6 protein-coding genes are annotated in these 5,219 nt (G+C 27.4%); all 6 read left to right on the top strand.

Features of this window, described 5'->3' with window-relative positions:
* A partial coding sequence (locus QZZ11_RS04810) for an SGNH/GDSL hydrolase family protein (RefSeq protein ID WP_292474066.1) occupies positions 1-1,078 on the top strand: 1,078 nt, incomplete at its 5' end.
* A 46-nt stretch (positions 1,079-1,124) separates the two neighbouring features.
* Entirely contained in the window at positions 1,125-1,802 is a 678-nt protein-coding gene (locus QZZ11_RS04805) for a glycosyltransferase family 2 protein (protein WP_292474064.1), read from the top strand.
* Between the two features lie 18 nt (positions 1,803-1,820).
* The gene (locus QZZ11_RS04800; RefSeq protein ID WP_292474062.1) at positions 1,821-2,156 is read left to right on the top strand and encodes a hypothetical protein; all 336 of its coding nucleotides are present in this window, start codon (positions 1,821-1,823) and stop codon (positions 2,154-2,156) included.
* A gap of 62 nt (positions 2,157-2,218) precedes the next feature.
* A complete protein-coding gene (tgtA, locus tag QZZ11_RS04795) occupies positions 2,219-4,228 on the top strand; it encodes a tRNA guanosine(15) transglycosylase TgtA (protein WP_292474061.1) in 2,010 nt (669 codons plus the stop codon).
* Complete coding sequence (gene pyrI / locus QZZ11_RS04790) at positions 4,229-4,699, top strand: aspartate carbamoyltransferase regulatory subunit (RefSeq protein ID WP_292474059.1); 471 nt, start codon at positions 4,229-4,231, stop codon at positions 4,697-4,699.
* 9 nt (positions 4,700-4,708) lie between these two features.
* Positions 4,709-5,116 carry a secondary thiamine-phosphate synthase enzyme YjbQ gene (locus QZZ11_RS04785; RefSeq protein WP_292474057.1) on the top strand — a complete coding sequence of 136 codons (408 nt, stop codon included), beginning with the start codon at positions 4,709-4,711 and terminating at the stop codon, positions 5,114-5,116.
* The last annotated feature ends 103 nt before the right edge of the window (positions 5,117-5,219 follow it).

Below are 5,219 nucleotides of genomic sequence, written 5' to 3'. Positions count from 1 at the left end.
TAAGGAGATTAACAAAATGGAATATTTAACAGCAATAAACAATCCTCTTAACAACATCAATGAAACTAATATACAATATCTTAACATATTTAATAATCCATCATTAGTTTATGGTAACCCTTTAAATTCAGATAAAGTAGATTTTTGTAAATACACGCAAGAAATTCAAGATGATATGGTACAATTTGGTCCATTTGTTAATAATGCCATGCAACACTTTAAAACAGCTTCTTGTGGGTGTAGGATAAGATTTAGAACTACTTCACGTAAATTAGTGTTTAGAGTTGAATTTAAAAGATCAGCATATTTTTCAGACATTGTTGGATGGAATGCTTTTGGTTTTGAGATATATATAGTTGATTCAAAAGGACACTATACTCATCACAGATTAATGGCTCCACAAGATGGTTTTAGAATATTCGCAGATCAAATACCTCTTCCTCCAAATAGTGCTGTATGTATATTTCTACCAAATTTCAATACAATATTAAATATGCGTATGGGTATTGAAAGAGGATCCAGAATTACTAAGTTTCCATATCCAAAAAATAAAAGGACACCCATATTATTTTATGGAGGCAGTATTGCTCAAGGAGCATCTGCATCTAAAAGTGGAAACAGTTATCCAAATATAGTTAGCCGTAATTTAAATCAAGACATAATTAATTTATCAATAAAGCATTGTTGTAAAGCAACAGATAATACAGCCAAGTTTATTGGTTCTTTAGATTGTGATAGTATAGTAATTGATTATTCACAAGAAGTTCCAAATGAAGAAATTTTTTCAAAAACATATGAAAGATTCTATAAAAATGTACGGAAATATCATCCGGATAAGAAAATTATCTTATTAACTACACCATCATTTAACCGATGGAAAGAATATGAATCCTTTGATGATATAATTATTAAAACATATGAAAAAGCAATAGCTCGTGGAGAAAATACTTTACTACTTAATCAAAAAGAATTGTTTGATAAGAAAGAATATGATCTTATTGCAATAGAAAATAACCAATTTACGGACTATGGTATGTATAAAGTAGCAAATAAACTCTGCGAATTGTTAAAAACATAACTTCTTTTTTTTAATATTTTTTAATATTGCCTATATGGTGAAAAAGATGATTCTACCAAAAGTTTCTGTAATAGTTCCTATTTATAATAAAGAAGAGTACTTAAAAGAATGTCTTGATTCATTAATTCATCAATCCTTAAAAGAGATAGAAATAATTTGTATTGATGATGGATCAACAGATGAGTCTCTAACAATATTAACTAATTATTCCAGGAAAGATTCAAGAATAAAAATATTTTCACAAGAAAATAGTGGTCCTGGTTCTGCAAGAAATAAGGGGATTAATGAAGCAAATGGTGAGTATATAGCATTTATTGATGCTGATGATTGGATTGAGTTGGATTCTTTAGAAAAATTGTATGTGAATGCAAAACAATATGGCTCTGATTTGGTCTTATTCAATGCAATTGAACACTTACCAAATAATAAATGTAATCCTCGAATATATTTTAAAGAGAGTATTAATGGCAAATTTACGTATAATCAACAAAAAAATTTGGTTTTAAATAATTATTTGATTGTATGTACAAAATTACATAAAAATACTTTTTTACAAAAAAATGATATATATTTCTCTGAATCAGATCTTTTTGAAGATGTATATTTCCACATTAAATCAGTTCTTGAAGCAAAATCAATTTCATATTTGAATGAAATTTTATATAATTATCGAAGAACACAAACTAATACACGTCAATCAAAATCTATAAAAAGTAGAAAATAATTTGTTTTTTTAGATATATTGGAAAATATTAAAGAATTACTCAAAAATAAAAACATTTTCAATGATTTTAAAATTAATTATTATGAATTTAAGTTAACTGAATTATTTAATCTTTTTAATAATATTGAAAATGAGTATAAAAGTGAATTTTTTTACTTATTAAAATCTGATTTTGAAAAAGATGAAATCTCTTTTGATACATTTAGTCAGTTATCTAAGAATAATCAAGAATTTTATAATAATATTTTAAATACTAAAGAATTATATGAATATGATAATTCTACAGATAAACAAACAAAAATAGAACATTCATTTAAAAATAGAGTTAAAGGTATATTTAAAAAACTTTTCTAAAAAATTATTTCTTTTAGTAAAAACATAATGTTAATAAATAAAAAGGTATAGGGTGTGTTTAATTGGATTTTGAGATAAAATATAAAGATGCAATGGCAAGAATCGGAACTTTTAAAACTCCTCATGGAACAGTAACAACTCCGAATTTAATGCCAGTGGTGCATCCAGGTAAACAAACATTAGATGTAAAAAAATTTGGTGCTGAAATAGTTATTACTAACTCCTATATAATCTATAAAAATGAAAAACTTAAAGAAAAAGCTTTAAAAGATGGAGTTCATGAATTAATAGATTTTCCAGGAACTATAGAAACTGATTCTGGTTCTTTCCAGTTATCTGTTTATGGTGATATCGACATTAATAATGAAGAGGTAATAAAGTTTCAAGAATCCATTGGAACAGACATAGGTACATCTTTGGATATTCCCACAGCACCTTATGTTAAACGAGAAGAAGCAGAAAATGATTTGGAGATTACTATCGAAAGAGCAGAAGAAGCATCAAAAGTTCGAAAAAACTTATTATTAAATAGTGTTGTTCAAGGATCAACTTTCACAGATTTAAGAGAATATTGTGCAAAACAAATAAGTGAATTTGATGCAGATATTTATCCTATTGGTGCTGTAGTTCCATTAATGGAAATGTATCGCTATGCGGATCTTGTTGATGTGGTTATGTATTCAATGAGAGGATTACCTGAAAACAAGCCACGACACCTTATGGGTGCAGGTCATCCAATGGTTTTTGCATTAGCAGTAGCTATGGGTTGTGATTTATTTGACAGTGCGGCATATATTTTATATGCTAATAAAGATAGATTCATGATGCCTGATGGAACATTAAAACTAGAAAACTTAATAGAAATGCCATGTAGTTGTAAAGTATGTACTGAGCATACAGTTGATGAGTTAAAACAGATGAATCAAGAAGAACGTGCAAAACTCATAGCAGAACATAATTTACATATTAGTTTTGCAGAAATTAGACGTATCAGACAATCAATCGTTGATGGGGAGTTAATGAAACTTGTTGAATTAAGATGCAGATCACACCCATTTTTATTAGATGGTTTAAGAAGACTACAAGAATACAAGGAAGATATGGAAAAATTAACACCTAGTAGTAAAAAATCAGCATTCTTCTATACAGGATATGAATCACTTGCACGATCTGAAGTATCCAGACATTTGAATAAGATTAAAAATTTAGAACCAAAGAGCAAAAATTTAATTATTTTACCTTATACCAGTAAACCATATGCTAAACATGTTAATAGGGAATATATTAAAAAATACACACCAAAAATACCATCGTTCTATTCAAACGGTAAAAATACAGATTATGGGGATAGTGACATAGTTATAGCTGATGTGCCATTTGGTATAATCCCTCTAGGTTTAGATGAATTTTATCCATTAGCACAAAATGAATCACCAACAATATTGGATGAAAATTCAAAGCAATTTATCAGACAGCAAATTAAGGAATATGCACAAAAATATGAAAATGTCCTGATACATAGAAAAATCATAAGTAACTTTGATATTAAAGACTATGATTTAATTGAGGAAGAATTATTATTGCCTGAAGCTAAAATATCTGACTTTGACAGATTAAAAGATATTGCTGATTATCAGTTTGGAAAAGGTTCTGGTGAAGCATTATTTGGAAATGATTCTGAAAAAATTAAAATAGAGAAAAGTAGAAAAACTGGAAAAATAAGACATGTCTATGAAAACGATGAAAATATTGTTAATATGAGGGCAAGTGATGGATTTTTAGTTTTATCCGATTTAGGTGCAAAACGTTTACATAACTTTTTACCATCCCCTAATATGAGGGTAGTTGTTTCTGAAGATTCAGAACCATTCGCATTAAAAGGAAAAAGTGTATTTAACAAGTTTGTATTGGATTGTGACGAAAAAATTAGAAGAAATGATGAAGTTCTAATTGTTAACAAGGATGATAAATTATTGGCTTGTGGAAAATCTTTATTATCCAGTTACGAAATAAAAGATTTTAACACTGGACAAGCAATTAAAACACGTAAAATAAATAATTTAAGCGAGTAGATGTTTATGTCAGAAAAAAAGGAATTAAAAGTTAAATCAATTAAAAATGGGACTGTTATTGATCATATCAAACAAAATAGGGCAGCCAATATATTGAATATGTTAAATTTACCTGATGATGAAACTCCTGTAATGGTTGCAATAAATGTTGAATCATCAAACATGGGTAAGAAGGACATAATTAAAATTGAAGGTAGGGAATTGTCTGCAGATGAAGTGGATAAATTGGTATTGTTAGCACCACAGGCATCTGTAAATATTATCCGAAACTATGAAATTGTCAGTAAACATAATCTTCAATTAACAGATGAAGTGATTGATGTAGTAAAATGTAGTAATCCAAATTGTATTAGTAATTCTAATGAACCTATACAGGATAAGTTTTATGTTCAGTCAAAAGAACCTGTTTTATTGAGATGTCATTATTGTGAACGTACTATGGATTTTGAAGATATTGAATCACAGTTCTAAGATGAAAGTATGAAAATATTAAATGAAGATATAATAATTGATACAAATAGTTCTGTTGAACTAATAAATATTACAAGTAATGTCAATAAAATAGTTAGTTCTAACGAAATTCAAAATGGTCTTGTAAACATATCCACTAAACATACCACAAGTGGCATAATTATCAATGAAGATGAAATTGGATTGAAAAAAGATATATTAAATTTATTGGAAAACATTATTCCTCATGATAATTACCTTCATGATAGAATTGATAACAATGCTCGAAGTCATTTAAAATCAATAATATTGACACCAAACCAAACGATACCTATTATCGATGGAAAAATTAGTCTTGGAACTTGGCAGAGTATTTTCTTTTTAGAACTGGATGGGCCTAGAAAAAGAAGAAATGTAAAAATAACAGTCATTTATTAATTATTTTTACATTAATTTTTTATTCAAAAAACAAAGAGAAAAATATTTTTTTCTCAAAAACACTTTTTTTCTGATTTTTTTTTTAATTTAAATTAATTATTCT

The sequence above is a fragment of the Methanosphaera sp. genome (assembly GCF_016282985.1).
Taxonomy (GTDB): Archaea; Methanobacteriota; Methanobacteria; order Methanobacteriales; family Methanobacteriaceae; genus Methanosphaera.
The sequence above is the reverse complement of the archived record's forward strand: the minus strand, read 5'-3'. Positions and strand labels throughout refer to the sequence as shown.

Bases quoted from the DNA above. Each gene is read 5' to 3' on its own strand.
- pyrI (WP_292474059.1), top strand. From the start codon at position 4,229: ATGTTTATGTCAGAAAAAAAGGAATTAAAAGTTAAATCAATTAAAAAT.
- QZZ11_RS04785 (WP_292474057.1), top strand. From the start codon at position 4,709: ATGAAAATATTAAATGAAGATATAATAATTGATACAAATAGTTCTGTT.
- QZZ11_RS04805 (WP_292474064.1), top strand. From the start codon at position 1,125: ATGATTCTACCAAAAGTTTCTGTAATAGTTCCTATTTATAATAAAGAA.